Here is a 25,672-nt window from a genome sequence, read left to right on the forward strand (position 1 = left end):
TGTCAGCCATTTACAGCTGACCCAGCACCGGCGTGCTCACACGCACGTCGGCGTTTTGCCCACGATGGCGCAGCAGGTGATCCATCAGCACGATGGCCATCATCGCCTCGGCAATCGGCGTGGCGCGGATGCCCACGCACGGGTCGTGACGGCCCTTGGTGATCACTTCCACCGGGTTGCCATGGATGTCGATGGAGCGGCCCGGCGTTGTGATGCTCGACGTCGGCTTCAGCGCCAGGTGCGCAACGATGGGCTGACCGGAGGAAATACCGCCGAGAATGCCGCCCGCGTTGTTGCTGAGGAAACCTTCCGGGGTCATTTCATCGCGATGCTCGGTGCCACGCTGGGCGACGCTGGCAAAACCGGCGCCGATTTCCACGCCCTTGACCGCGTTGATGCTCATCAGCGCATGGGCCAGCTCCGCATCGAGGCGATCGAAGATCGGCTCGCCAAGGCCCGGCATCACGCCTTCGGCGACCACGGTGATTTTCGCACCGACCGAATCCTGGTCGCGACGCAACTGGTCCATATAGGCCTCCAGCTCAGGCACTTTGTCCGGGTCCGGGCTGAAGAAGGCGTTCTGCTCGACCGAATCCCAGGTCTTGAACGGGATTTCAATCGGCCCCAACTGGCTCATGTAGCCGCGAATGACGATGCCCTGGCTGGCCAGGTATTTTTTTGCAATCGCACCGGCCGCGACGCGCATCGCGGTTTCACGGGCCGAGCTGCGACCACCGCCGCGATAATCGCGCTCGCCGTATTTGTGGTGGTAGGTGTAATCGGCGTGGGCCGGGCGGAACAGGTCCTTGATCGCCGAGTAGTCCTTGGACTTCTGGTCGGTGTTGCGGATCAACAGGCCGATGGCGCAACCGGTGGTGCGGCCTTCGAACACGCCAGAGAGGATTTCGACTTCGTCGGCTTCCTGGCGCTGGGTGGTGTGGCGGCTGGTGCCGGGCTTGCGGCGGTCCAGGTCACGCTGCAGATCCTCCAGGGATATCTCCAGCCCCGGCGGGCAGCCATCGACAATGGCGACCAACGCCGGGCCATGGCTTTCGCCCGCGGTGGTGACAGTGAACAGCTTGCCGTAGGTATTGCCGGACATGCAGGACGCTCCGTGAAATGAACCTGAATACGTAATGCGCGCCAGTATACGCAGGCTACCCAAGTAGTTCATCCTCGAACCTTATGGGTGCCCGTGAGTCCAACCGGCATCTTCTTGATAATGGCGCGATGATGCTGCGAGTTCTAGCCTTGAGCCTTACCCTGATTTCCGGCTTCGCCCAGGCGACTGTCCTGCAACGACCGATCACATTGGATACGGGCACCGGCGAGCTTTTCGGCTCGCTGTTGCTGCCAAAATCCGACAATCGAGTACCGGTTGTCCTGATCATTTCAGGCTCCGGCCCTACGGATCGTGACGGAAACAACGCCGACGGCGGGCGCAATGACAGCCTCAAGCGCCTGGCCTGGGTGCTGGCCAAACACAACATCGCCAGCGTGCGTTACGACAAGCGTGGCGTGGCCGCGAGCCTGGCGGCGACCCCGGATGAACGCAATCTGACGGTGGAAGCTTATGTGGCCGACGCCCAAGCCTGGGGCCGGAAACTCAAGACCGATCCGCGTTTTGGCCAGTTGATCGTGCTGGGTCACAGCGAAGGCGCCCTGATCGCCAGCCTCGCTGCGCCGGATATCGATGCCGACGCGGTGATATCTGTCTCTGGCAGCGCAAGACCGGTGGATCAGGTCATTCGCGAGCAACTGGGCAATCGCCTGCCTCAACCGCTGATGCTGCGCAGCAATGAATTGCTCGACAGCCTCAAGGCCGGGAAAACCGACGACAATGTGCCGCCACCCTTGCAGGTGATTTTCCGTCCGAGCGTGCAGCCTTACCTGATTTCCCTGTTCCGCCAGGACCCGGCCGCGGCATTTGCGAAGTTGAAGATGCCAGCACTGATCATCCAGGGCAGCAACGACATCCAGGTCGGCGTCAATGACGCCAGGCTGCTCAAGGCTGCCAAACCGGACGCCGAACTGGCGCTGATCGAGGGCATGAACCACGTCATGCGCATCGTGCCCAACGACGTCAAACGCCAACTGGCCTCCTATAAGGACCCGCAGCTGCCCCTGGCGGCGGAACTGGGCACGCGAATCCTCGGTTTTATTGAAGGACTTCGCGCCAGTTAACCTCCAGTCTTGAAAAAAACGGCCGATAAGCCTTTGTCGCCAACACATTGGTTGGCGACAAGCTGAGCTTGGACAGGATCTCGCCGTTATGACTGACACCCAGACTTCACCCGACACCAGCGCTGAAAAAGACGCACCGCCAGCGGTCGAGCTGCCCTGGGCGGACGTCCACGTCGAGCACCACAAGATGCTCCGTCTGGCGCCGCTGCAGACTGACCGCAACACAGGCGGACGCCCATTGCGCTTTGTCGAGTTAGGCTATGCCGAACGCAATGACAAGACGCACAGCCTGATGCGCATGAGCATCACCCTGCCCGGCCAGCGCGTACGCAAGGAACAGAATCATCTGGACGTGTGGGTCGATCACGCTGAAAAACGCGTGCATTTCGGACCGGAAAGCGGACTGCAGATTGAACCGCTGAACCGTGGCATTGGTCGCTACTTGGCGGCCCAGGGCATCAATTGGGCGAAAAAGCGCTGGCCGACCTACACCGTCGACGGCTTCGACCTGAACAACAAGGATGCACTGAACGAAGACACCCGCCTGCGCCGCGATCATTTTTTACGCGTGCACGGTTTCGACGTGGTGTATGCCGATGCCCAGCATTTGAAAGGCAGTGTCAAGCCGGTCAAGGTCGGCGACCTCTCTGGCGACTGGAACAGCGAAAAACTGCAGGTCGTGGAAATCCTCGAGGCGGCGCAGATGCTCCAGCAAGCCGAACAGAACCTGGCCGAGCAGGAAGTCAAACTCAAGAAACACGAAGAAAAGGTCAGCAAGTACAAACGCGAAGACGCCGGGTTGCGATTCACCATCACCTGCCTGGTGGCGTTTGCGGTGTTTCAGGCGGGGTTGTTGATCTGGATTGCCACGCATCGTTGAAGGCTTGAGACCGCGGCGCATTCATTGTAGGAGCGAGCTTGCTCGCGATGGACGTTAACGATGACGCGTGTATTCTGAATAAACACGTCGCCCTTACGTCCATCGCGAGCGAGCTCGCTCCTACAAGGTCAGACGCGAGAAGCGAACAACGCCTGATGCTCACGACACTGCTGCGCGCTGAGCATGAACACACCATGGCCGCCACGCTCGAACTCCAGCCAGGCGAAGTCGACTTCCGGGTACAACGCCTCGACGTGCACCTGGCTGTTGCCCACTTCGACAATCAGCAAGCCCTTCTCGGTCAGGTGATCCGCCGCCTCGGCAAGCATGCGCCGCACCAGGTTCAAACCGTCATCACCGCAGGCCAGGCCCAGTTCCGGTTCGTGCTGGTACTCGTCCGGCATGTCGGCGAAATCTTCCGCATCGACGTAGGGCGGGTTCGACACGATCAGGTCGAAACGTTGACCCGGCAGGCCCTCGAAACCGTCGCCCTGCACCGTGTACACACGCTCATCGACACCATGGCGCTCGATGTTCTGATTGGCCACTTCCAGCGCTTCGAACGACAGGTCCCCCAACACCACCTCGGCATGCTGGAACTCGTAGGCGCAGGCGATGCCGATGCAACCGGAACCGGTGCACAGGTCGAGAATCCGCGCCGGCTCGGTAGCCAGCCACGGGGTAAAACGGTTTTCGATCAACTCGCCGATGGGGGAGCGCGGGATCAGCACACGCTCATCGACGATGAACGACATGCCACAGAACCAGGCCTCGCCCAGCAGATACGCGGTAGGCACCCGATCTTCGATGCGGCGCTTGAGCAAAAGCTGCAGGTGAACCACTTCGTCTTCTTCCAGATTGCAGTCGAGGTAGCTGTCGGATATTTCCCACGGCAGGTGCAACGCGCCCAACACCAATTGCCGGGCTTCGTCCCAGGCGTTATCAGTGCCATGGCCGAAAAAAAGATCCTCCCCATGGAAGCGGCTGACGGCCCAACGGATATGGTCACGCAGGGTACGAAGGCGGGAAGTGATCACGACGGCAAACTCCAGAAAAATCGACGGGGGATTCTACCAGTCAAACGACTTCACGACGACGCGGGAAACTACCGATTCAAATGTAGGAGTTATCCATTTTTTCGCTAGGCTATTGAACAAAACGTGACTATTGACAAGGCTACAGGCCAGCAACGACGGCACCTACGATCGTAGCGATTCACAGAACCGCTCAGCCAGAGGACAATGGCGCAAAAGCCCCACTCCAAGGAGCCCCAGAATGTCTGTTCCAAAAACGATGTTTCAACTCAGCGGCCGCGGTTATGCAGCGGCCAATCTGAGCCATGCCACCCTGGTCATCATCGATGCCCAGAAAGAATACCTCAGCGGTCCCCTGGCCCTGAGCGGCATGGATGAAGCTGTCGCGAACATCAAGCAACTGCTCGCCGCTGCCCGCGCCGCCGGCCGGCCGATCGTGCATGTCCGCCACCTCGGTACCCTCGGCGGGCTGTTCAACCCACAGGGCGTAGGTGGAGAGTTCATTCCGGGCCTGGAGCCACAGAGCGATGAAACCGTCATCGGCAAATTGTTGCCAAGCGCTTTTCACGGCACCGAACTGGCACAACGCCTGGAAGACCTCGGCGCCCTTGACCTGATCGTCTGCGGCTTCATGAGCCACTCCAGCGTCAGCACCACGGTGCGTGCAGCCAAGAACCTGGGCTTCCGCTGCACCCTGGTGGAAGACGCCTGCGCCACCCGCGACCTGCCTTACAAGGGCGGCGTGCTCAGTGCCGCACACGTCCATCAGACGGAAATGGCGATCATGGGCGACAACTTCGCCACCCTCGCGCTGACCCGTGAACTGATCTGATCGACGCTCAATGAGCGGCCTGGAACGCCGCTCATCCGCAAAAGCCTCCCATTTGCCGTAATTGTCTTAGCCTCAGGAACATCCCGGTCAACTCCCGGTCGAAGGGCCGATACCCATTGAGGAAGGTCGGAATGAAGTTATCCGATGGTTTTGACGCTCGCCGCTTGCGGCCCAAAGGCCAAAGCAACTGGCGTTTTCGAATCGGCGCGACGTTCGCGGCGTTGCTGGCGATGTGCGGCGTGTTGCTCGCCATGGCCGGTGCCGCCAGCCTGCTCGGCCACGCACCCGCCCTGGGTGAATTGAACACAAGCCGCACCGGTGCTGCCGTGATCCTGGCCATCGGCCTGTTCGTGCTGTACCTCGGTGTCTGGCTATGGCGCCGTTGCCGTCGTCGCTCGCGGCAGTCGCGGGAGCTGGCCATGTCCCCGCACCTGATGAAAAAACACGACTGAGCCTGGCATCGCGCGCGTTTTTGTCGCGCCCGATTCGCTTCGAGTTGGGTAAACTGGCCGCCCTTCGCGGAGGCTGACATGCAAGACGACGATTTTTCCCTGTTCAAAAGCGCGATCCAAGGCGTCAAGCCGATCAAGCACGATCGCGCCGAAACCGGCAAACCCAAGGCTGACCGCGCGCAGATTGCCAAGCTGCGTCAAGCGGCCACCGTGCGCACCGAATCCACCACCGTCGACGGGCTGTCCGATCAGTTCGTCATCGACGTCGGCCCTGAAGACGAGCTGATGTGGGCCCGCGATGGCGTGCAGGAAAGCCAGATGCGCAAGCTCAAGGTCGGGCAGATTCCTTTCGAAGGCAGCCTCGACCTGCACGGCATGAGCGTGGAAAAGGCCCGGGAAACCCTCTGGGCATTTTTGGCTGAAGCCACCAAATTCGAAATCCGCTGCGTGCGCGTCACCCATGGCAAGGCTGTTCGCCTGGACGGCAAGCGGCCGATGATCAAAAGCCACGTCAACACCTGGCTGCGCCAGCATCCACAGGTACTCGGCTTCACCTCGTGCCAGGCGAAACATGGTGGTGCCGGCGCGGTTTATGTGATGCTCAAACGCACCATGATGGAAGGTCGTGACGAGTAAAGCTGACGCGTCACGCTTGCAGCGTCGTGTCCGTCACCGTACCCTTGCCCTTTGCGTAAAATCCCACAGGTAGTTTCATGTCCCTGGAACAGAATTACACGGCGATCCTCGGCCAGCTCGGCGAGGACGTTTCCCGCGAAGGCCTGCTCGACACGCCAAAACGTGCCGCCAAAGCCATGCAGTACCTCTGCCGCGGCTATGAACAGACACTGGAAGAGGTCACCAACGGTGCCCTGTTCAGCTCCGACAACAGCGAAATGGTGCTGGTCAAGGACATCGAGTTGTACTCGTTGTGCGAACACCACTTGCTGCCGTTCATCGGCAAGGCTCACGTCGCCTACATCCCGAGCGGCAAGGTCCTGGGCCTGTCGAAAGTGGCGCGGATCGTCGACATGTACGCCCGCCGCCTGCAGATCCAGGAAAACCTCAGCCGCCAGATCGCTGATGCGGTCCAGCAGGTCACCGGCGCCCTGGGCGTTGCGGTGGTGATCGAGGCCAAGCACATGTGCATGATGATGCGCGGTGTGGAAAAGCAGAATTCGACGATGATCACCTCGGTGATGCTCGGTGAGTTCCGTGAAAACGCCGCCACCCGCAGCGAATTCCTCAGCCTCATCAAGTAATTTGCGGCACGAAGAAAACCGGCGTTCATCGCCGGTTTTTTTTCGCCCGCAAAAAATCAGGTAAGCTGCGCGCCCTTCTTCGTTTGCACCGTGAGGCTTTCAACGTGTTCGTAAAAGCGCTTCGTGTCGGCCTTGGCCAACTGATCATCTTCATCGACTTCATCACCCGCCCAGGCAAGAAGCAGCGCCCGGCGGAAGTTCAGGCGCAGGTCAATTCGGCTGCCAAGGGCCTGACGCTGTATCAATTCCACGCCTGCCCGTTCTGCGTGAAGACTCGCCGTACCCTGCGCCGCCTGAATGTGCCGGTGGCCCTTCGCGACGCGAAGAACAACGAACAGGATCGCCAGACCTTGCTGGAGCAAGGCGGCAAGATCAAGGTGCCTTGCCTGCGCATTGAAGAGAATGGCCAGACCACCTGGATGTACGAGTCCAAGGTGATCATTGATTATCTGGACAAGCGTTTTGCGGCGGCCTGAAAAATTTGGGCGAGGCTGATGCCCCCATCGCGAGCAAGCTCGCTCCCACAGTGGACTTGTGGTGTACACAAAACCTGTGGGAGCGAGCTTGCTCGCGATGAGGCCGGTACAGGCACCATAAATTTCAGACAAAAATAAACCGGCCCATTGGCCGGTTTATTTGTATCTAGGCTGCTTTTGCGGCCTGGGCAGCACGCACCACCGCCGCCAACCGCTTGAGCCCCTCATCCAGCCGCGCCGGATCAATGTGGCTGAAGTTCAATCGCAGATACCCCGGATGGTTGTCCGGCTCGGGGAAGAACGGCTCCCCCGGCATGAACGCCACGTCGTTGGCCAGCGCGGCATTCAGCAAGGTGCGGGTGTCTTGCGGCTGCTTGAGTTTCAACCAGAAGAACAGCCCGCCCTGCGGCACGTTCCAGTCCGCCAGATCGGAGAAGTGCGTTTCCAGCGCAGCCTGAAACGCATCCCGACGCCCCCGATAAAAATCGCGCAACTCACTACGGTGTTGCTGATATTTCTCGGTGCCGATCCATTGCAGCGCCTGCCACTGGCCGACCCGATTGGTGTGCAAATCCGCCGATTGCTTGAGTTTCAACAGATGTGGAAACAGGTCCGGGCTGGCGATCAAGTAGCCGACACGCAAACCCGGCAACAGGGTTTTCGACACGGTCCCGGTATAGATCCAGCTGGCCTTCTTCAAGCGACTGACAATCGGCGTGGCGCTGCCACCGTCGAAGGTCAGCTCGCGATAAGGCTCGTCCTCAATCAGCGTCACGCCAAACTCATCGAGCAATGCCGCCACCGCGTTGCGTTTGGCTTCGCTGTAACGCACTGCCGATGGATTCTGGAAGGTCGGGATCAGGTAGATGAAAGCCGGGCGGTGTTGTTCCAGGCGAGCGCGTAGCGCCGTCAAGTTCGGTCCGTCAGCCTCCAGCGGCACGGTCAGGCATTCGGCGCCGAACAGCTGGAAAATCTGCAATGCCGCCAGATAAGTCGGCGCTTCGAGCAGGATTTCGGTGCCCTTGTCGATATACAGCTTGGCGGCCAGGTCGAGGGTCTGCTGTGAGCCGCTGACCACCAGTACCTGGCTTGCCTCACATGGCACTCCCAACGCTCGCGCCTCGGCGGCCAGCGCTTCGCGCAGCGCCGGTTCGCCCTCGCTCATGCCGTATTGGCCCATGGAAACCGGCATCTCGGCCCACTCGACCTTCGGCAACATGGTTTCGGCCGGCAAGCCGCCGGCAAACGACATCACCTGCGGACGTTGGGCCGCAGCGAGGATTTCACGGATCAAGGAACTTTTAAGGCGTGAGACACGTTCGGAAAAAGCCATGGGGATCACCGGTAGCGAGGCATGTGAAAAATGAGTCAAACTTGTTGACCGAAATTACGCCTCCACGAACGGATACGTCAATATGCTTGACCTTAAAAACCCGCTTTCCCAGCAGCAAGCCATGGAAGCGTTTTTCTTCGGCTACCAGGCCTTCACCGCCAAGGCCGATGAAATGCTCGAACGTCGCGGCCTGAGTCGGGTGCATCAGCGCATCGTGTTTTTCATTGCCCGCTATCCGAACCTGAGTGTCAAGGAACTGTTGGCTTTACTCGGTGTGAGCAAGCAGGCGCTGAACATGCCGTTGCGTCAGTTGGTCGAGATGCATCTGGTGGACAGCGTCGCGTCCGAGTCGGACAAGCGTAAGCGGCTGCTGGAACTGACCGATGACGGCGCTCGTTTCGAACAGTCGTTGCGCCGTGAGCAGGTGAAATTGCTGGAGCGGGTGTTTGCCGAGGCCGGGGAGACGGCGGTGAATGGCTGGCTGGCGGTGAATCTGGCGCTTGGGGAGAATCAACAAAAAACCTGAGCCCGAAAGTCCTTCGCGAGCAGGCTCGCTCCTACAGGGGTATGCGATCAACTGTGGGAGCGAGCTTGCCCGCGATGGCATCGGAACAGGCGATATATCCCTATTGCCAAACTTTTCGTCTACAAAATCAAAAACATTATTTGCATTCTTTGTATACAAAAGCATAATCCACTTCGTGCGAGTTCCTGACCAAGAGGTCAACAAATTCGCAAGTACCTCAAAGGGCCGCTGCCACCCCTCTCGGATCCGGCCCTGGAAATAACAATAAAACTCTTGAGGAGTACTCGCTGTGGAAAGCCGCAAATCCGAAGCATCGACGCTGGAAATCTCGCCGCCATTACGCAATGGCTTGCTGGAACGTCTGTTCAAACTCAGCTTGCACGGCACCACGGTGAAGACCGAGCTGATTGCCGGTCTGACAACCTTCATCACCATGGCTTACATCATTTTCGTCAACCCCAACATCATGGCCGACGCCGGGATCGATCACGGTGCGGCGTTCGTCGCCACCTGTATCGCCGCGGCACTCGGTTGCCTGTTGATGGGCCTGTACGCCAACTGGCCGGTCGGCCTGGCACCAGGCATGGGGCTGAACGCCTTCTTCACCTACACCGTGGTCGGTACCATGGGCTACAACTGGGAAACCGCCCTCGGCGCGGTGTTTGTGTCCGGTGTGTTGTTCATGATCCTGACCTTCTCGCGGATCCGCGAATGGCTGCTCAACAGCATTCCGGTCAGCCTGCGCTTCGCCATGGGCGCCGGTGTGGGTCTGTTCCTGGGGCTGATCGGCCTGAAAACCGCAGGTATCGTCGTCGATAGCCCGGCGACCCTGATCAAGCTCGGCTCCCTGCGCGAACCCGGTCCGCTGCTCGCCGCCGTGTGCTTCCTGATGATCGCCATCCTCAGCTATCACAAGGTGTTCGGCGCGATCCTCATCAGCATCATCACCGTGACCCTCGCCGGTTGGGGCCTTGGGCTGGTGCACTACGAGGGCATCATGTCCGCCCCACCGAGCCTGGCTCCGACCTGGATGGCCATGAACGTTGTAGGTGTATTCAACATCAGCATGGTCAGCGTGGTCCTGGCCTTCCTCTTCGTGCACATGTTCGACACCGCAGGCACCCTGATGGGCGTTGCCCAGCGTGCCAACCTGGTGGGCGCTGATGGCAGGATCGAAAACCTCTCCCGCGCCATGAAAGCCGACAGTGCTTCCAGCGTATTCGGTGCGGTAGTCGGCGTTCCACCGGTCACCAGCTACGTGGAAAGTGCTGCCGGTGTTGCAGCGGGTGGTCGGACTGGTCTTACCGCAGTGACCGTAGGTGTGCTATTTATTGCAGCCATGTTCTTCGCACCGCTGGCCGGCATGATCCCTGCCTATGCAACCGCCGGTGCGCTGATTTATGTAGCGATGCTGATGATGGGCGGCATGGCCCACATCGAATGGGACGAAGCCACCGACAGCATTCCGGCGATCGTTACCGCAATCATGATGCCACTGACCTTCTCGGTCGCCGACGGCATCGCACTGGGCTTCATCACCTACGTGGCGATGAAGGCCGGTACCGGCAAGTACAAGGAAATTTCGGTGAGCCTGTGGGTGCTCTGCGCGATCTTCATCGCCAAGTTCATCTTCTTGTAAACCACACGCGGTACACGCTTGAAAACAGCCTCACCCCGTCGGGTGGGGCTTTTGTGCAAATGGAGGAAAGTGATGAGTCTGGAAACCTGGCTGCTGTTCAGCGGCGCTGCGCTGATAGTGATCTTGATCCCGGGGCCGCTGTCATTGCTGATGATCAGCAACAGTCTGAATTACGGCCTGCGCCGCTCTTACCCGGCCTTTCTCGGCGGCGTGTCGGCATCGATCTGCCTGCTGAGTGCTTCGGCGCTGGGTCTGGGGGCGTTGTTGCTGGCGTCGGAACAGCTGTTCAGTGCCCTGAAGATTCTTGGCGCCCTCTACCTGTTCTACCTCGCCTGGCAGAGCTGGCAGCAATCGCGCCTGCCTTCCCATGGCGCTGAAGTGCCACAGGCCGCGCCGGTGCCACGCTTTCGCGCACTGTTCGGGCGTGCGTTCATGCTGGGCGCAAGCAACCCGAAAGACATCCTGTTCTTCGCCGCTTTCCTGCCTCAGTTCTTGAGTGCCGAACAGCCGTTCCTGCCACAACTGCTGGTGATGATCGTGACCTGGACCGTGCTCGACCTGCTGTGCAAATTGGCCTACGGCCTCGGCGCCCATGGTGCGGCACGGTATCTGCGCAGCGGCAAGGGCCAGAGCTGGTTCAACAGGATCAGTGCGGGGTTGTTCAGTGGTGCGGGGGCTGCGTCTCTACTGAGCCGCTAACAACTGTAGGAGCGAGCTTGCTCGCGATGGACGTTAACGATGACGCGGGCCATCTGAATGCCCGCGTTGTCTGGGCCTCCATCGCGAGCAATCGAGCGTCGACCGGCTGCTCCTACAGAAGACGAAAAAAAGCCCGCAGTGTGAGCGGGCGAAAGACCAAAGAAGCTATATGCGCAGTCGCTTCCAGGTTGCAGCAGCTGCCTGGGGGATCAGCTGCCGCGGTAGGTGGAGTAGCTGTAAGGCGAAATCAACAACGGCACATGGTAGTGATCCTGCTCGGCGGAGATGCCGAAACGCAGCACCACGACATCCAGGAATGCAGGCTCCGGCAGCTGAACGCCACGGGCGCGGTAGTAATCGCCGGCATGAAACTGAACCTGATAGACCCCGGTGCGGTAGTCATCGCCTTGCAGCAGCGGTGCATCGACACGGCCATCGCTGTTGGTTATCGCGCTGGCGACCAATTCCAGGTGCGATCCTTCAACACGGTACAACTCGACCTTGATCGAGCTGCCCGGGCAACCGTGTGCTGCGTCCAAAACGTGTGTAGTCAAACGTCCCATTGATTCTGCGCGCCTGCCTGCGTGGAGCAGTCAGACTTCGCGCCTCCCGAAGTCAGTTGAAAAGGAGACCGCACCGATTCGGAGCACGAAAAGCTGCGGCGAGCGACTGATTAAGACACTTTTCAAAAAAATTGTACACAATAAAAACGACATTTTTCGTATGACGTCCGCCATCTGCATATTTACCGCCGATTTCCCGCTAAACCGCACCATCTATGAACCCTTCAATCAATAATTGACCAGTCAGGCAGATTTCTTGCAGGCTCACGCCAATAGCAGTAAAAGATGACAGTCGGTGAAAAATGCGAAAAATCAGGCTTACAAAGTGAATATAAAGTTGTATACAATCAGCCCATCGCTGTGACGCAAGCCCGCCATCCCATTTTCAGCTGCGTCACACCAACCGTCATCATCGAATAAGAAGGAAGCCTGCAGTGAGCGCTGACTACCCACGCGACCTGGTCGGTTACGGCAGTAACCCTCCTCACCCCCACTGGCCGGGCAATGCCCGTATTGCCCTGTCGTTCGTACTCAATTACGAAGAAGGCGGCGAGCGCAACATCCTGCACGGCGACAAAGAATCCGAAGCGTTCCTCTCGGAAATGGTTTCAGCCCAGCCGCTGCAAGGCGCGCGCAACATGAGCATGGAATCCCTCTACGAGTATGGCAGCCGTGCCGGCGTGTGGCGGATCCTGAAGCTGTTCAAGGAATTCGACATTCCACTGACCATCTTCGCCGTGGCCATGGCCGCCCAGCGTCACCCGGACGTGATCCGCGCCATGGTCGATGCCGGCCACGAGATCTGCAGCCATGGCTATCGCTGGATCGACTACCAGTACATGGACGAAGCCCAGGAACGCGAGCACATGCTCGAAGCGATCCGCATCCTTACCGAAATCACAGGCACTCGCCCGCTGGGCTGGTACACCGGCCGCACGGGTCCGAACACCCGTCGCCTGGTGATGGAAGAAGGTGGTTTCCTCTACGACTGCGACACCTACGACGACGACCTGCCCTACTGGGAACCGAACAACCCGACCGGCAAGCCGCACCTGGTGATCCCGTACACCCTGGACACCAACGACATGCGCTTCACCCAGGTCCAGGGTTTCAACAAGGGCGACGACTTCTTCGAATACCTGAAAGATGCGTTCGACGTGCTCTACGCCGAAGGCGCCGAGGCTCCGAAGATGCTGTCGATCGGCCTGCACTGCCGCCTGATCGGCCGTCCGGCGCGTCTGGCTTCACTCAAGCGCTTTATCGAATACGCTAAAAGTCATGAACAGGTGTGGTTCAGCCGTCGCGTCGACATCGCGCGTCACTGGCAAGAAACCCACCCGTACACAGGGGCTGCCAAATGAGCACCTTTCAAACCGTCAAACCTTCGGCCCTGAGCCGCGACGCCTTCGTCGCCGCTTTCGCCGACATCTACGAACATTCGCCATGGGTGGCCGAGAAGGCCTACGACCTGGGCCAGGATGCCTCGATCGATGAGATCGAAACCTTGCACCAGCGCATGAGCGACATCCTGTTGAGCGCCGATCACACCAGTCAGCTGGCATTGATCAACGCTCACCCGGACCTGGCCGGCAAAGCCGCCGTCCAGGGCCAACTTACCGAAGCCAGCACTAATGAACAGGCTGGCGCCGGTATTCACCAATGCACGGCCGAAGAGTTTTCTCGCTTCACCGAGCTGAACGACGCCTACAAAGCCAAGTTCAAGTTTCCCTTCATCATGGCGGTAAAAGGCAGCAACCGGCATCAGATCCTCGCAGCGTTCGAAACGCGCATCCACAACCCGGTCGACACCGAGTTCAAGTGCGCGCTGGCGGAGATCAACAAGATCGCCCTGTTCCGATTACTGACCCTATAGCAAGCCTGGCCCCAGCGGATTCAAGAACGCCGAAACCGCCCGGGGGCCTGGCAAGTATCCCAAGCCACTTATTTAAAGGCAGACAAGAAGAATGAAAGCTTACGCCGTACCTTTCGAGAAGTTCGTCAACCTGGCCGATGCCCGCCTGGGCACCAAAATCATCTCGGTCACCGATGACTGGTTCGCAGACGCCAACCGTCTGTTCCAACCGACCCCGGCCGTATGGAAGGAGGGCGTGTTCGATGACAACGGCAAGTGGATGGACGGCTGGGAATCGCGCCGCAAGCGCTTCGAAGGCTTCGACAGCGCAGTGATCCGCCTGGGCGTACCGGGTTCGATCAAGGGCGTCGACATCGACACTTCATTCTTCACCGGCAACTTCCCGCCATCGGCCTCCCTGGAAGCCTGCTTCCTGACCGAAGGCGAGCCGAACGAAAACACCCAGTGGGTTGAAGTGCTGTCGGCCGTCGAGCTGCAAGGCAACAGCCACCACTACCACGAAATCAACAACGACCAGGCCTTCAGCCACCTGCGCTTCAACATCTACCCGGATGGCGGCGTGGCCCGTCTGCGCGTGTACGGCGTGCCGTTCCGTGACTGGTCGGCTACCGGTGACAACGAGCAAGTCGACCTGGCTGCGGCCCTTAACGGTGGTCGCGCCCTCGCCTGCTCCGATGAACACTTCGGTCGCATGAGCAACATCCTCAACCCGGGCCGTGGCATCAACATGGGCGATGGCTGGGAAACCGCGCGTCGTCGTACCCCGGGCAATGACTGGGTCATCGTCGCGCTGGGTCATGCCGGCGAAGTCGAGAAAGTCATCGTCGACACCCTGCACTTCAAGGGCAACTACCCGGACAGCTGCTCGATCCAGGGCGCGTTCGTGAAGGGCGGTACCGACAGCCAGATCGAAACCCAGTCGCTGTTCTGGCGCGAACTGCTGCCAAGCCAGAAGCTGGAAATGCACGCCGAGCACACCTTCGCCGAGCAGATCAAGGCACTGGGCCCGATCACCCACATCCGGCTGAACGTGTTCCCGGATGGTGGTGTGAGCCGCCTGCGCGTTTTGGGCAAGGTCGCTAAATAAGCGGTGGGACCAATCGCGAGCAAGCTCGCTCCCACAGGTTTTGTGAACGCCACAGTCCACTGTGGGAGCGAGCTTGCTCGCGATGGCGATAGAACTAACAACACAGAATTCGGATAAGAACAGCATGCGCACACTGACGATTGAACCGCTGACCAAAGAAGCCTTCGCCCCTTTCGGTGACGTGATCGAAACCGACGGCAGCGATCACTTCATGATCAACAACGGTTCGACCATGCGCTTCCATAAACTGGCTGTGGTCGAAACCGCTAAGCCAGAGGACAACGCGATCATCAGCATCTTCCGCGCCGATGCGCAGGACATGCCGCTGACCGTCAGCATGCTGGAGCGCCATCCGCTGGGCAGCCAGGCTTTCATTCCGCTGCTCGGCAACCCCTTTCTGATCGTGGTCGCGCCACTTGGCGATGAACCTGTATCAGGCTTGGTCCGCGCCTTCGTCACCAACGGCAGGCAGGGCATTAATTACCATCGCGGCGTCTGGCACCACCCGGTGCTGACGATCGAAAAGCGGGATGACTTCCTGGTGGTTGATCGCAGTGGCACAGGCAATAACTGCGATGAGCATTTTTTCAAAGAGGATGAGCGTTTGATCCTCGCCCCCCACCAATAAGAGAAGGTCCGATCACTCGACAACAGAGTGACGGGCGAGAGGTAAAGACTGTGGAAGCACATCTGTTGGAATGGCTGAACCTGAGCGTGCGCTGGGTTCACATGATTACTGGCGTGGCCTGGATCGGTGCGTCGTTCTACTTCGTCTGGCTGGAAAACAACCTCAATCGGGTCAATCCGAAAAGCGGTCTGGCCGGTGATTTGTGGGCGATCCACGGCGGCGGTATCTATCACCTGGAAAAATACAAACTGGCTCCACCGACCATGCCGGACAACCTGCACTGGTTCAAATGGGAAGCCTACTTCACCTGGATGTCGGGTATCGCGCTGCTGTGCGTGGTGTTCTACTCCAACCCGACGCTCTACCTGCTGGCTCCGGGCAGCACCCTGAGCGGTCCTGAAGGCGTGGCCATCGGCCTCGGCTCGCTGTTCATCGGTTGGTTCATCTACTCCTTCCTGTGCGACTCGGCCCTGGGCAAACGCCCTGCCCTGTTGGGTTTCATCCTGTTCGTGCTGATCATTGGCGCTGCCTACGGCTTCAGCAAAGTGTTCAGCGGTCGGGGTGCGTACCTGCACGTCGGCGCGATCATCGGCACCATCATGGTCGGCAACGTGTTCCGCATCATCATGCCGGCACAGCGCGCACTGGTTGCGGCGATTGCCGAGAACCGCACGCCGGATCCGGCGCTGCCGGCCAAAGGCCTGTTGCGTTCGCGTCACAATAACTACTTCACCTTGCCGGTGCTGTTCATCATGATCAGCAACCACTTCCCGAGCACCTACGGCAGCCAGTACAACTGGTTGATCCTGGCCGGGATCGCGGTACTGGCGGTGTTGGTGCGTCACTACTTCAACACCCGTCACGACAGCCACAAGTTTGCCTGGACCCTGCCAGTGGCAGCGGTGGGCATGATCTGCCTGGCTTATGTGTCCGGTCCGAAGCCGATGTCCAGCGCCCCAGAAGTGGCCAACGCTCCAGCGAAAATCGAATACCAGCCGCTGCCGGAAACCGCAGTGGGCGGTGGTTTGAAACCTGCTGAAGCCAAACCCGCAGAAGCACCTGCTGCCGCTCCGGCTCAGGCATCCAATGCCGGCCCGGGTTTCGACAAGGTGCACAGCGTGATTCAGGAACGTTGCACGGTTTGCCACTCGGCCAAACCAACCAGCCCGTTGTTCAGCGCGGCCCCGGCCGGGGTGATGCTGGACACTCCCGAGCAAATCCGCCAGAACGCACCGCGGATTCAGGCGCAAGCCGTCACCAGCCAGATCATGCCACTGGGCAACATCACGCAGATGACTCAGCAGGAACGTGACCTGATCGGTGCCTGGATTGTGCAGGGAGCCCAGACCAATTAATCGCTAAAGCATCGCGGGCAAGCTCGCTCCCACAGGTTTTGCATGGCCTGTGTGGGAGCTGGCTTGCCTGCGATTGGCCGCAACGCGGTCCACCAGATTCGAATACAGCTGCCAGCAGCACTGCAGCTGTAAATCACAAGAATAAAAAGATCCGAGGTGTTGCATGTCCGAGCTATCCGAAGCGCGCATCCCCGACGCACCCGCCATTCAGCGTTTGCCCCTCTTGCAACTGATCCTGGTCGGTTTGCAACATGTTCTGCTGATGTACGGTGGTGCCATCGCGGTACCGCTGATCATCGGACAGGCCGCTGGCCTGAGTCGTGAAGAAATCGCCTTCCTGATCAACGCCGACCTGTTGGTGGCGGGTATCGCCACCATCGTCCAGTCCCTCGGCATCGGCCCCATGGGCATTCGCATGCCGGTGATGATGGGCGCCAGTTTCGCCGCCGTCGGCAGCATGGTCGCCATGGCCGGCATGCCCGGTATCGGCCTGCAAGGGATCTTCGGCGCGACCATCGCCGCCGGGTTCTTCGGCATGATCATCGCCCCGTTCATGTCCAAAGTCGTACGCTTCTTCCCGCCGCTGGTGACCGGCACAGTCATCACCTCGATCGGTTTGTCGCTGTTCCCCGTGGCTGTGAACTGGGCCGGCGGCGGTGCCAGCGCCACTCAATTCGGTTCACCGATTTACCTGACCATCGCCGCACTGGTACTGGGCACCATCTTGCTGGTGCATCGCTTCATGCGCGGTTTCTGGGTCAATATTTCCGTGCTGATCGGCATGTGCCTGGGCTATGTGCTCTGCGGCCTGCTCGGCATGGTCGACCTCAGTGGCATGGCTCAGGCTCCATGGCTGCAATTCGTCACTCCGCTGCACTTCGGCATGCCCAAATTCGAACTCGCGCCGATCCTGTCGATGTGTCTGGTGGTAGTGATCATCTTCGTCGAGTCCACCGGGATGTTCCTGGCGCTGGGCAAGATCACCGGCCAGGAAGTCTGTCCACGGATGCTGCGTCGAGGCTTGTTGTGCGATGCCGGCGCTTCGTTCTTCGCCGGCTTCTTCAACACCTTCACCCACTCCTCCTTCGCCCAGAATATCGGCCTGGTACAGATGACCGGCGTGCGTTGCCGTTCGGTGACCATCGTTGCCGGCGGGCTGCTGATCGTCCTGAGCCTGCTGCCCAAAGCCGCGTTTTTGGTGGCGTCGATTCCTCCGGCAGTACTGGGCGGCGCAGCGATTGCGATGTTCGGCATGGTCGCCGCCACCGGAATCAAGATTCTCCAGGAGGCCGACATCGGTGACCGTCGCAACCAGTTGCTGGTGGCGGTGAGCATCGGCATGGGTCTGATCCCGGTTGTACGCCCGGAGTTTTTCGCCCACCTGCCCGTGTGGATGAGCCCGATCACCCACAGCGGCATCGCCATGGCCACCCTCAGCGCGCTGACGCTGAACCTGCTGTTCAACATCCTTGGTGGCGCCGAACGCGCGGCCATCAACGACTGCCACGCTCACACGCATTAACCCGGAAACACACGCCCCCTGTAGGAGCGAGCCTGCTCGCGATGAACCCGAGAACACCGCGTTTATCCAGATAACACGCGTAATCGTTGACGACCATCGCGAGCAGGCTCGCTCCTACAGGGTAAGGGTTTCCTGCGCCTTAAAATAAAAACAAGAGGGAGCAACAGATGATTCGGACACAAACCAACCTGCTGTTGGGTGCTGGCCTGCTGGCCGCGAGTCAGGCCATGGCCGGCGATCTGCTGCTGTGGCAGACCAACAGCCTGAGCTATCTGTATGGCAAGAACTTCGCGATCAACCCGGCGATCCAGCAGACGATAACCTTCGAACACGCCGACCGCTGGAAGTACGGCGACAACTTCATGTTCATCGACAGCACCTACTACAACGGCGAGAAAGACCGAAACAAAGGCGTTCATGCCTATTACGGCGAGTTCAGCCCACGCCTCTCCTTCGGCAAGATCCTCGACCGCCGTTTCGAATTCGGCCCGATCAAGGACGTGCTGCTGGCCATGACCTACGAGAACGGCGAAGACGACACCGAGGCCTACCTGATCGGTCCCGGTTTCGACCTGGCGGTACCGGGTTTCAACTTTTTTACCCTGAACTTCTATTACCGCCAGACCGAAGGCTCGCGCCCTGGCGATGATGTCTGGCAAATCAGCCCGGCCTGGTCCTACACCCTGCCACTGGGCAACTCGAACCTGTTGATCGACGGCTACATCGACTGGGTCGTGGATAACGACCAGAACTCCCGCGGCACCTATCACGCCAACCTGCACTTCAACCCGCAGATCAAATACGACCTGGGCAAAGCCCTGGGCTGGCGCGAGAAACAGGTGTATGTCGGCACCGAATACAGCTACTGGAAAGACAAATACGGCGTCCAGGACAGCTCCCGTTTCAACACCAATGAAAACACCGCCAGCCTGCTGGTAAAGGTGCACTTCTGATGCTGCTCCGCAACCGTGCCCAAAACCTGCCGTCGGTGCGCCGTTGCGGAGCACTTGAGACCTGGCCGAGGAGTCAGTATTCTCCGCGGCCGCCCGAATCCGGTTTAAAAAAAAGCCCGGATGTAAAACCTGACCAGAAAGCCAACTTATCCCGGCTCTGGCAGGCACCAAGGCACTCCAAAACCCCTCTCAATCGACCGCTCTTGAGCCGTCGAACGGGAGTTTTTTTGCTTTTTGAAAGCCTTGGCTCAGCTCTTGCTAACAGCATTAAAGCTGACCGAATGGATTATTTTTTACCGCTACAGAAAAAGGCGCCACACCAGAGCGCCGACCTTAAAAAAATAACGTGGAACCACCTACTTTTTGGGAGCAACCGAATGAAACGTACGTGCACTAGCCTGATGCTGGCGGGATCGATGCTGGCCGGGGGCCAGGCCATGGCCGGCGATTTGCTGCAGTGGCAAAACAACAGCCTGACCTATCTGTATGGCAAGGACTTCCAGGTCAACCCGCGCATCCAGCAGACGGTGACCTTCGAACACGCCGATGCCTGGAAGTACGGCGACAACTTCTTCTTCATCGACAAAATCTTCTACAACGGCAAGGAAGACCATTTCGCGGGTGAAAACACTCACTACGGCGAATTCCAGCCACGCCTGTCGTTCGGCAAGATCTTTGACCAGAAGCTGGAGTTCGGCCCGATCAAGGACGTGCTGCTGGCCATGACGTATGAGTTCGGCGAAGACGACACCGAGTCGTACCTGGTCGGTCCTGGTTTCGACCTGGCCATTCCTGGTTTCGATTACTTCCAGTTGAACTTCTATAATCGTCACACCGAGGGTGGCCGTCCGGGTGACGATGTCTGGCAGATCACTCCGGTCTGGTCCTACACCATTCCGGTGGGTGGCTCGGACGTCCTGATCGACGGCTTCATGGACTGGGTGGTAGACAACGACGTCAACAGCAAAGGCGAGTACCACGCCAACCTGCACTTCAACCCGCAAGTCAAATACGACCTGGGCAAGGCGTTGAATCTGGGTGCCAAGCAGCTGTACGTCGGTGTCGAGTATGACTACTGGAAAAACAAATACGGTATCGAAGACAGCCAGGGCTTCAAGACCGATCAGAGCGTGACCAGCTTCCTGGTCAAGGTTCACTTCTGATCTGAAAACCTCCTGTAGGAGCGAGCCCGCTCGCTATCGTCGTGAACGATAACGCTGGGGTCCTGATACCCCGCGGTGTCCTTTCGTCCATCGCGAGCGGGCTCGCTCCTACATCTCAAGCCGAAACCAAAGACTCCCCAATTCCAAGAAACCGGCACAACTCCCCGCGCTTGGCCAACGCATCCCGCCGCCCCAGTTCAATCAACTCGCTGCAATACCCCGCCTCGAACAGCAGGTAGCTCAAAACCCCCGCCCCACTGGTCTTGGTCGCCCCCGGCCCGCGCAGAAACAGGCGCAATGCCGCCGGCAATTCCTGGCGATGACGCGCGGCAATCTCATCGATCGGCTGGCTCGGTGAAATAACCAACACGTCCACCGGCGCCACGCCCAAAGCGCGGGTGGGTGTACCGTCGGGCATCAGGTGACTGAACTGGTTCAGGCGCTGCAACAGCTCGATGTCGCTTTCCAGGCTGTCAATGAACGTACTGTTGAGCATGTGCCCGCCGATCTGCGCCAGGGACGGCTGCTGACCGGTGTAGCTACGCAACAAGGGTTGTCGCGGGTCAATCCCGCGGGGGTTGCCACTGACGCCCACCACCAGCACCCGACTGGCACCCAGATGCAACGCCGGACTGATCGGCGCCGACTGACGCACCGCGCCATCCCCGAAATACTCTTCGCCGATTTTCACCGGGGCGAACAGCAGCGGAATGGCCGAACTGGCGAGCAGGTGTTCAACGGATAAACGGGTGGGAACACCGATACGCCGATGGCGCAACCAGGCATCGATCTTGCCGCCGCCCTCATAGAAGGTGACGGCCTGGCCGGACTCATAGCCGAACGCGGTAACCGCCACCGCATGCAATTGCTTATGTGCGATCGCTTCGGCGATGCCACCCATATGCAGCTTGTCGTTGAGCAAATCCCGCAACGGAGAACTGTTGAGCAGCGCCACCGGAACCTGGGCACCGATGCCGAGCAAACTGTGGCTGACAAAGCGGCTGGCCTGGCGGATCACCCCGGGCCAGTCGCTGCGCAACACCAGATGACTGCGAAAGCCCTGCCAGAATGCCGTCAGGCGCTCGATGGCGTTACGAAAGTCCATCGCCCCGCTGGCGAGGCTGACGGCGTTGATCGCGCCCGCCGAGGTGCCGACGATCACCGGGAACGGATTGCGGGCCCCCGGCGGCAGCAATTCGGCAATCGCCGCCAGCACCCCGACCTGATAGGCCGCCCGAGCCCCGCCACCGGAAAGAATCAACCCTGTAACCGGTTCGCCTGGACTCATGCACAACTCTCCATGGTGCTTGATGGGATTTCGTTGTTTCAACCTGTTCCCTTGCTCGCGATGGTTGTGAAAACGCCGCGGGGGTCAGGTGTCCCGCGTTATCGTTGGCCACCATCGCGAGCGTGCTCGCTCCTACACGCGCTTGGCGTACAGCTTGGGCTCGCCCGGTGGACGGCTCTTGAAGCGGCGATGGGCCCACAGGTATTGCTCGGGATGCTCGCGCAGAACGCTTTCAATCCATTGGTTGATGCGCAGGCAGTCGGCCTCCTCGGTTTCGCCGGGGAAGCCTTCGAGCGGCGCATGGATCACCAGGCGATATCCGCTGCCGTCCGCCAGACGTTCCTGGGTGAACGGCACCACCAGCGCCTTGCCCAGCCGCGCAAACTTGCTCGTGGCGGTGACGGTCGCGGCCTGAATGCCGAACAGCGGCACGAAAATGCTTTGCTTGGCGCCGTAGTCCTGATCCGGTGCGTACCAGATCGCCCGGCCCGCGCGCAGCAGTTTGAGCATGCCGCGCACGTCTTCGCGTTCCACCGCCAACGAATCGAGGTTGTGCCGCTCGCGGCCCTGGCGCTGGATGTAGTCGAACAGCGGATTCTTGTGCTCGCGGTACATGCCGTCGATGGTGTGCTGTTGACCGAGCAACGCTGCGCCGATTTCCAGCGTCGTGAAGTGCAGGGCCATCAGGATCACGCCCTTGCCCTCACGCTGAGCCTGCTGCAAATGCTCCAGCCCTTCGATATGAGCAAGATTTGCCAGGCGCTTGCGCGACCACCACCAGCTCATCGCCATCTCAAAGAACGCGATGCCGGTGGAGGCGAAGTTTTCCTTGAGCAGGCGTTTGCGTTCGGCGGCGGTTTTTTCAGGAAAACACAGTTCCAGATTGCGCTTGGCAATGCGCCGTCTGTCGCCGGCTACCCGATACATCAATGCGCCCAGTACGCGACCGATCCACAGCAGTGCCGGGTACGGCAGCTGGACGATCAGCCACAACAGCCCCAGGCCACACCACAGCGGCCAGAAACGTGGAGATAGAAATGCTTTTCGAAAACGCGGGCGGTCCATTAATGCTTCCGGAATGACAATGGCCGCGCATTCTACATCGTTCGACCCGGCTTGCGGCCCGCGGGCGTTCTCGTTATAAGTCTCGGCACTTTTAGTGACAAGTCGTTGTATGCCGACCATGAGCCAAACCGAACCGCTAGACCAAGATCCCGTGTTCCAGTTGAAGGGCAGCATGCTGGCCATTACGGTGCTGGAACTGGCCCGTAACGACCTCGAAAGCCTTGATCGGCAACTGGCCGCCAAGGTCGCCCAGGCGCCCAACTTCTTTAGCAACGCGCCACTGGTACTGGCCCTGGACAAACTCCCGGCCAACGGAGGCGCGGTCGATCTGCCAGGGCTGATGCGCGTTTGCCGCCAGCATGGCCTGCGTACCCTGGCGATCCGCGCCAGTCGCATCGAAGACATTGCCGCCGCCATCGCGGTCGACCTGCCGGTGCTGCCACCGTCCGGTGCCCGGGAGCGTCCACTGGACCTGACCGAAGGCGAACCGAAGAAAAAACCGGAAAAACCGCCCGAGCCGACCATCAAGCCGACGAAAATCATCACCTCGCCGGTACGCGGTGGCCAGCAGATTTATGCCCAGGGCAGCGATCTGGTGGTGATCTCCTCGGTAAGCCCGGGGGCGGAACTTCTCGCCGATGGCAACATCCATGTATACGGCCCGATGCGTGGTCGCGTGTTGGCCGGCGTCAAGGGCGACACCAAGGCGCGGATTTTCTGTCAGCAAATGAGTGCTGAACTGATTTCCATCGCCGGGCATTACAAGGTTTCCGAAGATCTGCGCCGCGACCCGCTATGGGGTTCGGGTGTGCAGGTCAGCCTGTCCGGCGACGTGTTGAACATCATTCGGCTTTAACGGATACTGCCGCATTTTCCAAGCATCTCTAAAACGTAGCGAAAACGGCTCAAACGAAGTAGGAAAAAGGCCGAAAGCAGTGTTTACCGGGGGTAAACGCCGCTCAAAACCGGATTCCAGCCAAGGCTGTCCGACTGCAGTAGTTTTTCAGGAGATGTTTTTCAGGGACTGAAAAGTCCTTTTTCCTTAGGGGTGAAACACCTTGGCCAAGATTCTCGTGGTTACATCCGGCAAGGGTGGTGTGGGTAAGACCACCACCAGCGCCGCTATCGGTACCGGCCTCGCTCTGCGCGGCCACAAAACAGTGATCGTCGACTTCGACGTGGGCTTGCGCAACCTCGACTTGATCATGGGTTGCGAGCGCCGCGTGGTGTATGACTTCGTCAACGTGGTCAACGGCGAAGCCAACCTGCAACAGGCTCTGATCAAAGACAAGCGCCTGGAAAACCTCTACGTGCTGGCCGCCAGCCAGACCCGCGACAAAGACGCGCTGACCGTCGAAGGCGTGGAAAAAGTCCTGATGCAGCTCAAGGAAGACTTTGAGTTCGTGGTCTGCGACTCCCCGGCAGGCATCGAGAAAGGCGCCCACCTGGCCATGTACTTCGCCGATGAAGCGATCGTCGTGACCAACCCGGAAGTCTCCTCGGTACGTGACTCCGACCGCATGCTCGGCCTGCTGGCCAGCAAGTCCCGTCGTGCCGAACGCGGCGAAGACCCGATCAAGGAACACCTGCTGATTACCCGTTATCACCCGGAACGTGTGAGCAAAGGCGAAATGCTCGGCGTAGAAGACGTCAAGGACATCCTTTCGGTGACCCTGCTCGGCGTGATCCCTGAATCCCAGGCGGTGCTCAAGGCATCCAACCAGGGTGTTCCGGTGATTCTCGACGACCAGAGCGATGCCGGCCAGGCCTACAGCGATACCGTTGACCGCCTGCTGGGCAAGGTCGTGGATCATCGATTCCTTGATGTACAGAAGAAGGGATTCTTCGAGCGCCTGTTTGGAGGCAACTAAGCAATGAACCTTTTTGACTTCTTTCGTGCCAACAAAAAGCAAAGCACCGCGTCGGTAGCGAAAGAGCGTCTACAGATCATCGTGGCGCACGAACGCGGCCAACGCAGTACCCCGGACTACCTGCCAGCCTTGCAGAAGGAACTGGTGGAGGTGATCCGCAAGTACGTCAATATCGGGTCCGATGACGTGCATGTCGCACTGGAAAGCCAGGGCAGCTGCTCGATTCTGGAACTCAATATCACCCTGCCAGATCGCTGAGTCGATCCGGCTGGAGCCACGGCGGCTCAGGCCCCTTGCGCGACTGCAAGGGACCTGAGCCGCCGTTGGCGTTTGTTACGAGGCTGTTTTAATGCCGCTGTCCAACATCCACATCATCCATCAGGATGCCGCCGTACTGGTGGTGAACAAACCGACCCTGTTGCTCTCTGTCCCTGGCCGGGCCGACGACAACAAGGACTGCCTGATTACCCGCCTGCAGGAAAACGGCTACCCGGAAGCGCGAATTGTCCATCGCCTGGACTGGGAGACTTCCGGCATCATCCTGCTGGCCCGCGACCCGGACACCCATCGCGAACTGTCCCGGCAATTTCACGACCGCGAAACCGAAAAGGCCTACACCGCCCTGTGCTGGGGTCAGCCGGAACTGGACAGCGGCAGCATCGACCTGCCCTTGCGCTACGACCCGCCGACCAAGCCACGCCACGTGGTCGACCATGAGTTCGGCAAACACGCACTGACCTTCTGGCGAGTGCTGGAGCGTTGCGGCGATTGGTGCCGCGTTGAGCTGACACCGATCACCGGCCGCTCCCACCAGTTGCGCGTGCACATGCTCTCGATTGGTCATCCGCTGCTGGGTGACGGGCTCTATGCCCATGAGCAGGCGCTGGCGGCTTGGCCGCGCCTGTGTCTGCACGCGAGCATGCTCAGCTTCACCCATCCGCAAAGTGGCGAACGCCTGCGCTTCGAGTGCCCGGCACCGTTCTGAACGCA

The 25,672-nt window shown here is 59.7% G+C and carries 28 protein-coding genes; 22 read left to right on the plus strand and 6 right to left on the minus strand.

All coding sequences use genetic code 11. The features are described from left to right. Positions 1-10 precede the first annotated feature (10 nt). Positions 11-1,102: a chorismate synthase gene (gene aroC, locus AC1Q6Y_RS22530; RefSeq protein WP_057715749.1), complete on the minus strand. Its 1,092-nt coding sequence runs from the start codon at positions 1,100-1,102 to the stop codon at positions 11-13. 83 nt (positions 1,103-1,185) lie between these two features. On the opposite strand from aroC, the gene AC1Q6Y_RS22535 reads away from it, so the two are divergent. Then, entirely contained in the window at positions 1,186-2,184 is a 999-nt protein-coding gene (locus AC1Q6Y_RS22535; RefSeq protein ID WP_492625188.1) for an alpha/beta hydrolase, read from the plus strand. An 88-nt stretch (positions 2,185-2,272) separates the two neighbouring features. Next, positions 2,273-3,064, plus strand: coding sequence for a hypothetical protein (locus tag AC1Q6Y_RS22540; protein WP_090453984.1), 792 nt, complete (start codon positions 2,273-2,275; stop codon positions 3,062-3,064). Between the two features lie 128 nt (positions 3,065-3,192). On the opposite strand, the gene prmB is transcribed toward AC1Q6Y_RS22540, so the two are convergent. Beyond that, complete coding sequence (prmB, locus tag AC1Q6Y_RS22545) at positions 3,193-4,101, minus strand: 50S ribosomal protein L3 N(5)-glutamine methyltransferase (protein WP_218496843.1); 909 nt, start codon at positions 4,099-4,101, stop codon at positions 3,193-3,195. 238 nt (positions 4,102-4,339) lie between these two features. Here prmB and AC1Q6Y_RS22550 point away from each other — a divergent pair, with 238 nt between their 5' ends. The 5 genes from AC1Q6Y_RS22550 to AC1Q6Y_RS22570 all read left to right on the plus strand — a co-directional run bounded on the left by AC1Q6Y_RS22550 (position 4,340) and on the right by AC1Q6Y_RS22570 (position 7,117). After that, a complete protein-coding gene (locus AC1Q6Y_RS22550) occupies positions 4,340-4,930 on the plus strand; it encodes a cysteine hydrolase family protein (protein WP_056721821.1) in 591 nt (196 codons plus the stop codon). A gap of 131 nt (positions 4,931-5,061) precedes the next feature. Continuing rightward, on the plus strand, positions 5,062-5,382 hold the full coding sequence (locus AC1Q6Y_RS22555) for a hypothetical protein (RefSeq protein WP_008048404.1): 321 nt from the start codon (positions 5,062-5,064) through the stop codon (positions 5,380-5,382). A gap of 78 nt (positions 5,383-5,460) precedes the next feature. Next, on the plus strand, positions 5,461-6,018 hold the full coding sequence (locus AC1Q6Y_RS22560) for a Smr/MutS family protein (RefSeq protein ID WP_057715753.1): 558 nt from the start codon (positions 5,461-5,463) through the stop codon (positions 6,016-6,018). A gap of 77 nt (positions 6,019-6,095) precedes the next feature. Further along, positions 6,096-6,641, plus strand: coding sequence for a GTP cyclohydrolase I FolE (gene folE / locus AC1Q6Y_RS22565; RefSeq protein WP_007988130.1), 546 nt, complete (start codon positions 6,096-6,098; stop codon positions 6,639-6,641). A gap of 104 nt (positions 6,642-6,745) precedes the next feature. Beyond that, positions 6,746-7,117: a glutathione S-transferase N-terminal domain-containing protein gene (locus AC1Q6Y_RS22570; protein WP_046042961.1), complete on the plus strand. Its 372-nt coding sequence runs from the start codon at positions 6,746-6,748 to the stop codon at positions 7,115-7,117. A gap of 166 nt (positions 7,118-7,283) precedes the next feature. On the opposite strand, the gene AC1Q6Y_RS22575 is transcribed toward AC1Q6Y_RS22570, so the two are convergent. Next, positions 7,284-8,450 carry an aminotransferase-like domain-containing protein gene (locus AC1Q6Y_RS22575; RefSeq protein ID WP_340314455.1) on the minus strand — a complete coding sequence of 389 codons (1,167 nt, stop codon included), beginning with the start codon at positions 8,448-8,450 and terminating at the stop codon, positions 7,284-7,286. Positions 8,451-8,532: 82 nt separating this feature from the next. On the opposite strand from AC1Q6Y_RS22575, the gene AC1Q6Y_RS22580 reads away from it, so the two are divergent. The 3 genes from AC1Q6Y_RS22580 to AC1Q6Y_RS22590 all read left to right on the plus strand — a co-directional run bounded on the left by AC1Q6Y_RS22580 (position 8,533) and on the right by AC1Q6Y_RS22590 (position 11,314). Next, complete coding sequence (locus tag AC1Q6Y_RS22580) at positions 8,533-8,976, plus strand: MarR family winged helix-turn-helix transcriptional regulator (RefSeq protein ID WP_057715755.1); 444 nt, start codon at positions 8,533-8,535, stop codon at positions 8,974-8,976. A gap of 289 nt (positions 8,977-9,265) precedes the next feature. Further along, a complete protein-coding gene (locus AC1Q6Y_RS22585; RefSeq protein ID WP_090453980.1) occupies positions 9,266-10,615 on the plus strand; it encodes an NCS2 family permease in 1,350 nt (449 codons plus the stop codon). A gap of 72 nt (positions 10,616-10,687) precedes the next feature. Then, entirely contained in the window at positions 10,688-11,314 is a 627-nt protein-coding gene (locus AC1Q6Y_RS22590) for a LysE family translocator (RefSeq protein ID WP_150812347.1), read from the plus strand. 209 nt (positions 11,315-11,523) lie between these two features. Here AC1Q6Y_RS22590 and uraH read toward each other — a convergent pair whose 3' ends face one another. Further along, a complete protein-coding gene (gene uraH / locus AC1Q6Y_RS22595) occupies positions 11,524-11,877 on the minus strand; it encodes a hydroxyisourate hydrolase (protein ID WP_003223171.1) in 354 nt (117 codons plus the stop codon). A gap of 434 nt (positions 11,878-12,311) precedes the next feature. Here uraH and puuE point away from each other — a divergent pair, with 434 nt between their 5' ends. The 8 genes from puuE (at position 12,312) to AC1Q6Y_RS22635 (ending at position 20,458) form a co-directional block, all read left to right on the plus strand. Then, complete coding sequence (puuE, locus tag AC1Q6Y_RS22600) at positions 12,312-13,238, plus strand: allantoinase PuuE (RefSeq protein ID WP_057715758.1); 927 nt, start codon at positions 12,312-12,314, stop codon at positions 13,236-13,238. Continuing rightward, positions 13,235-13,750, plus strand: coding sequence for a 2-oxo-4-hydroxy-4-carboxy-5-ureidoimidazoline decarboxylase (gene uraD / locus AC1Q6Y_RS22605; protein WP_057715759.1), 516 nt, complete (start codon positions 13,235-13,237; stop codon positions 13,748-13,750). Before puuE ends, uraD begins: the two co-directional genes overlap by 4 nt. A 91-nt stretch (positions 13,751-13,841) precedes the next feature. Next, positions 13,842-14,837 carry an allantoicase gene (gene alc / locus AC1Q6Y_RS22610; RefSeq protein ID WP_057715760.1) on the plus strand — a complete coding sequence of 332 codons (996 nt, stop codon included), beginning with the start codon at positions 13,842-13,844 and terminating at the stop codon, positions 14,835-14,837. Positions 14,838-14,961: 124 nt separating this feature from the next. Continuing rightward, entirely contained in the window at positions 14,962-15,465 is a 504-nt protein-coding gene (locus tag AC1Q6Y_RS22615; RefSeq protein WP_007993087.1) for an ureidoglycolate lyase, read from the plus strand. A 50-nt stretch (positions 15,466-15,515) separates the two neighbouring features. Continuing rightward, positions 15,516-16,820, plus strand: coding sequence for a urate hydroxylase PuuD (locus tag AC1Q6Y_RS22620; RefSeq protein WP_340314462.1), 1,305 nt, complete (start codon positions 15,516-15,518; stop codon positions 16,818-16,820). Between the two features lie 163 nt (positions 16,821-16,983). Beyond that, complete coding sequence (locus tag AC1Q6Y_RS22625; protein WP_057715762.1) at positions 16,984-18,342, plus strand: nucleobase:cation symporter-2 family protein; 1,359 nt, start codon at positions 16,984-16,986, stop codon at positions 18,340-18,342. Between the two features lie 167 nt (positions 18,343-18,509). Then, complete coding sequence (locus AC1Q6Y_RS22630) at positions 18,510-19,295, plus strand: outer membrane protein OmpK (protein ID WP_218496859.1); 786 nt, start codon at positions 18,510-18,512, stop codon at positions 19,293-19,295. A gap of 377 nt (positions 19,296-19,672) precedes the next feature. Continuing rightward, on the plus strand, positions 19,673-20,458 hold the full coding sequence (locus tag AC1Q6Y_RS22635) for an outer membrane protein OmpK (RefSeq protein ID WP_090453972.1): 786 nt from the start codon (positions 19,673-19,675) through the stop codon (positions 20,456-20,458). Positions 20,459-20,573: 115 nt separating this feature from the next. Here AC1Q6Y_RS22635 and AC1Q6Y_RS22640 read toward each other — a convergent pair whose 3' ends face one another. Together AC1Q6Y_RS22640 and AC1Q6Y_RS22645 are read right to left on the minus strand one after the other, a co-directional pair. After that, positions 20,574-21,746 carry a patatin-like phospholipase family protein gene (locus tag AC1Q6Y_RS22640; RefSeq protein WP_492625189.1) on the minus strand — a complete coding sequence of 391 codons (1,173 nt, stop codon included), beginning with the start codon at positions 21,744-21,746 and terminating at the stop codon, positions 20,574-20,576. Between the two features lie 132 nt (positions 21,747-21,878). Next, complete coding sequence (locus tag AC1Q6Y_RS22645; protein ID WP_492625190.1) at positions 21,879-22,811, minus strand: lipid A biosynthesis lauroyl acyltransferase; 933 nt, start codon at positions 22,809-22,811, stop codon at positions 21,879-21,881. 118 nt (positions 22,812-22,929) lie between these two features. Between AC1Q6Y_RS22645 and minC the strand changes: the two genes are divergently transcribed. From minC to AC1Q6Y_RS22665, 4 genes are all read left to right on the plus strand, one after another. Continuing rightward, positions 22,930-23,667: a septum site-determining protein MinC gene (gene minC, locus AC1Q6Y_RS22650; protein ID WP_090457784.1), complete on the plus strand. Its 738-nt coding sequence runs from the start codon at positions 22,930-22,932 to the stop codon at positions 23,665-23,667. Positions 23,668-23,869: 202 nt separating this feature from the next. Further along, a complete protein-coding gene (gene minD, locus AC1Q6Y_RS22655; RefSeq protein WP_057715767.1) occupies positions 23,870-24,682 on the plus strand; it encodes a septum site-determining protein MinD in 813 nt (270 codons plus the stop codon). 3 nt (positions 24,683-24,685) lie between these two features. Next, positions 24,686-24,940 (plus strand): cell division topological specificity factor MinE, encoded by a 255-nt coding sequence (minE, locus tag AC1Q6Y_RS22660; RefSeq protein WP_007974947.1) that lies wholly within the window; start codon positions 24,686-24,688, stop codon positions 24,938-24,940. 91 nt (positions 24,941-25,031) lie between these two features. Beyond that, positions 25,032-25,667, plus strand: coding sequence for an RluA family pseudouridine synthase (locus AC1Q6Y_RS22665; RefSeq protein WP_046037585.1), 636 nt, complete (start codon positions 25,032-25,034; stop codon positions 25,665-25,667). The last annotated feature ends 5 nt before the right edge of the window (positions 25,668-25,672 follow it).

The organism is Pseudomonas sp. GW823-FHT06E10 (genome assembly GCF_058794995.1).

Excerpts from the sequence above, each read along its gene's own strand:
- aroC (WP_057715749.1), bottom strand. The coding sequence starts at position 1,102 with ATGTCCGGCAATACCTACGGCAAGCTGTTCACTGTCACCACCGCGGGC.
- AC1Q6Y_RS22535 (WP_492625188.1), top strand. The coding sequence starts at position 1,186 with ATGGGTGCCCGTGAGTCCAACCGGCATCTTCTTGATAATGGCGCGATG.
- AC1Q6Y_RS22540 (WP_090453984.1), top strand. The coding sequence starts at position 2,273 with ATGACTGACACCCAGACTTCACCCGACACCAGCGCTGAAAAAGACGCA.
- AC1Q6Y_RS22550 (WP_056721821.1), top strand. The coding sequence starts at position 4,340 with ATGTCTGTTCCAAAAACGATGTTTCAACTCAGCGGCCGCGGTTATGCA.
- AC1Q6Y_RS22555 (WP_008048404.1), top strand. The coding sequence starts at position 5,062 with ATGAAGTTATCCGATGGTTTTGACGCTCGCCGCTTGCGGCCCAAAGGC.
- AC1Q6Y_RS22560 (WP_057715753.1), top strand. The coding sequence starts at position 5,461 with ATGCAAGACGACGATTTTTCCCTGTTCAAAAGCGCGATCCAAGGCGTC.
- folE (WP_007988130.1), top strand. The coding sequence starts at position 6,096 with ATGTCCCTGGAACAGAATTACACGGCGATCCTCGGCCAGCTCGGCGAG.
- AC1Q6Y_RS22575 (WP_340314455.1), bottom strand. The coding sequence starts at position 8,450 with ATGGCTTTTTCCGAACGTGTCTCACGCCTTAAAAGTTCCTTGATCCGT.
- AC1Q6Y_RS22580 (WP_057715755.1), top strand. The coding sequence starts at position 8,533 with ATGCTTGACCTTAAAAACCCGCTTTCCCAGCAGCAAGCCATGGAAGCG.
- AC1Q6Y_RS22590 (WP_150812347.1), top strand. The coding sequence starts at position 10,688 with ATGAGTCTGGAAACCTGGCTGCTGTTCAGCGGCGCTGCGCTGATAGTG.
- uraH (WP_003223171.1), bottom strand. The coding sequence starts at position 11,877 with ATGGGACGTTTGACTACACACGTTTTGGACGCAGCACACGGTTGCCCG.
- uraD (WP_057715759.1), top strand. The coding sequence starts at position 13,235 with ATGAGCACCTTTCAAACCGTCAAACCTTCGGCCCTGAGCCGCGACGCC.
- alc (WP_057715760.1), top strand. The coding sequence starts at position 13,842 with ATGAAAGCTTACGCCGTACCTTTCGAGAAGTTCGTCAACCTGGCCGAT.
- AC1Q6Y_RS22615 (WP_007993087.1), top strand. The coding sequence starts at position 14,962 with ATGCGCACACTGACGATTGAACCGCTGACCAAAGAAGCCTTCGCCCCT.
- AC1Q6Y_RS22625 (WP_057715762.1), top strand. The coding sequence starts at position 16,984 with ATGTCCGAGCTATCCGAAGCGCGCATCCCCGACGCACCCGCCATTCAG.
- AC1Q6Y_RS22630 (WP_218496859.1), top strand. The coding sequence starts at position 18,510 with ATGATTCGGACACAAACCAACCTGCTGTTGGGTGCTGGCCTGCTGGCC.
- AC1Q6Y_RS22635 (WP_090453972.1), top strand. The coding sequence starts at position 19,673 with ATGAAACGTACGTGCACTAGCCTGATGCTGGCGGGATCGATGCTGGCC.
- AC1Q6Y_RS22640 (WP_492625189.1), bottom strand. The coding sequence starts at position 21,746 with ATGAGTCCAGGCGAACCGGTTACAGGGTTGATTCTTTCCGGTGGCGGG.
- AC1Q6Y_RS22645 (WP_492625190.1), bottom strand. The coding sequence starts at position 22,811 with ATGGACCGCCCGCGTTTTCGAAAAGCATTTCTATCTCCACGTTTCTGG.
- minC (WP_090457784.1), top strand. The coding sequence starts at position 22,930 with ATGAGCCAAACCGAACCGCTAGACCAAGATCCCGTGTTCCAGTTGAAG.
- minE (WP_007974947.1), top strand. The coding sequence starts at position 24,686 with ATGAACCTTTTTGACTTCTTTCGTGCCAACAAAAAGCAAAGCACCGCG.
- AC1Q6Y_RS22665 (WP_046037585.1), top strand. The coding sequence starts at position 25,032 with ATGCCGCTGTCCAACATCCACATCATCCATCAGGATGCCGCCGTACTG.